The organism is Mesorhizobium sp. M7A.F.Ca.CA.002.09.1.1, assembly GCF_003998555.1.
In the GTDB taxonomy this organism is placed as follows: domain Bacteria; phylum Pseudomonadota; class Alphaproteobacteria; order Rhizobiales; family Rhizobiaceae; genus Mesorhizobium; species Mesorhizobium ciceri.
The window spans coordinates 1-1,089 of sequence record NZ_RZRR01001294.1 but is presented as its reverse complement, the minus strand read 5'-3'; the positions used below and the strand labels follow the sequence as shown (position 1 = coordinate 1,089).

2 protein-coding genes are annotated in these 1,089 nt (G+C 67.0%); both read right to left on the bottom strand.

Translation table 11 applies throughout. The features are described from left to right. The coding region (locus EN994_RS32650; RefSeq protein ID WP_127308213.1) for a small ribosomal subunit Rsm22 family protein at nucleotides 1-702 on the bottom strand (702 nt) is incomplete at its 3' end. A 1-nt stretch (nucleotide 703) separates the two neighbouring features. Further along, on the bottom strand, nucleotides 704-1,027 hold the full coding sequence (locus tag EN994_RS32645; protein WP_127308212.1) for a YnfA family protein: 324 nt from the start codon (nucleotides 1,025-1,027) through the stop codon (nucleotides 704-706). Nucleotides 1,028-1,089: the final 62 nt, after the last annotated feature.

Genomic DNA, 1,089 nt, shown 5'->3' with positions numbered 1-1,089 from the left:
GCGGGGGAAAAAAGGGCACAAGTCGGGCTGGACCGGCGGGCAGGGCGCCTGATGCGCGCAAGGCGCAAGCACATGCGCGCCCGCCTCGATCAGCTGCCGGCGCACGGCAAGGATGCGCTGCCAGCCGGCGGGGGTGCCGGGCTCGACGCTCAGGAGCGTGTCGCCAGTGAGTTGCCAGAGCCGGTCGATGAGTTTCGGCAGCGATGCCGGCGCGATTTCATCGAGCACATAAGCGCACGTGACCAGATCGGCCGGCTCGATGTCAGCAAGGTCGATGGTGGCATCACCGGCCAGCCATCTGCTCTGGGCGGCAATAGTGTTGCCGGCAAGCGTCTCGCCGACCTTACGCACGGCGGCACTGGCTTCGAACAACACCGCCTGTTCGAGATCGGGCCACAGATCGGTCGCGGCCCAAAGCACCGTGCCAGGGCCGGCGCCGACATCGAGCAAGGTCCTGGGCTGAAAGGCAGGCTTGGCGTCGCTCAGCGCGTCGAGGCTGGCACGGATCGCGGCATAGGTCGCCGGCAGCCGCGTCGCCAGATAGGCCTTCACCGCCAGATCCTCGGCCATGTGCAGACGGCCGTCGCGCAACTCGGCGCGGTAGCGGTCGGACAGCGTCTTTGCCGCTTGCTTGAGTACCGCCAGCGGAACGTTTTCGAGCAGACGCTCGACACCTTGGCGAAGGGAGGCAGGCAACTCCATCTCAAGCGCCCCGCGGGACGAGAAGGATCACCGAAGCACCGGCAATGCAGAGCGCGGCACCGGCAAGATCCCAGCGGTCGGGGCGAACGCCTTCAACCAGCCACAGCCAGCCAAGCGACGCCACGATGTAGATGCCGCCATAGGCGGCGTAGGCGCGACCGGCGGCTGACGTGTCGACCAGCGCCAGCAGGAAGCCGAACAGGGCAAGCGAGGCGAGGCCGGGGAGCAGCCAAAGCGGCGGCTTCTCCAGCCGCCACCAGGCCCAGAATGAAAAGCAGCCGGCGATCTCGGCCAGAGCGGCGGCGGCATAGAGGACAAAGGTCATGAAAAAGGTCCCGCGACGGTCACGGGACCTTTTTCAGTGCCGGCGCCGGCACTGAAAAAGGT

Excerpts from the sequence above, each read along its gene's own strand:
- EN994_RS32645 (WP_127308212.1), bottom strand. The coding sequence starts at position 1,027 with ATGACCTTTGTCCTCTATGCCGCCGCCGCTCTGGCCGAGATCGCCGGC.